A 230-nucleotide genomic window follows, 5' to 3' on the forward strand; every position below is an offset into this window, starting at 1 on the left:
GGATTGTCAAGCTATATTCATATTCGTGAGCAAGATCCACTAAAACAAGGATTGAAACCTATAGAGGAGGCTGCAAAAAAACTTGAAGTATCAATTCGTGAGCAAGATCCACTAAAACAAGGATTGAAACAAGTAAAAGAAGGTTTCATCTACAATGTAGCTGGATTCGTGAGCAAGATCCACTAAAACAAGGATTGAAACTGGAAAATGCCGGTACAAGAGAATGATAT

At 37.0% G+C, this 230-nt stretch carries 1 protein-coding gene; it reads left to right on the forward strand.

Annotation, left to right across the window (positions count from 1 at the left end; genetic code table 11):
- Window positions 1-186: hypothetical protein (locus ASJ81_RS23385; RefSeq protein ID WP_212556105.1), on the forward strand; the 186-nt coding region annotated here is incomplete at its 5' end.
- Window positions 187-230 lie beyond the last annotated feature (44 nt).

The sequence above is a fragment of the Methanosarcina spelaei genome (assembly GCF_002287235.1).
In the GTDB taxonomy this organism is placed as follows: Archaea; Halobacteriota; Methanosarcinia; order Methanosarcinales; family Methanosarcinaceae; genus Methanosarcina; species Methanosarcina spelaei.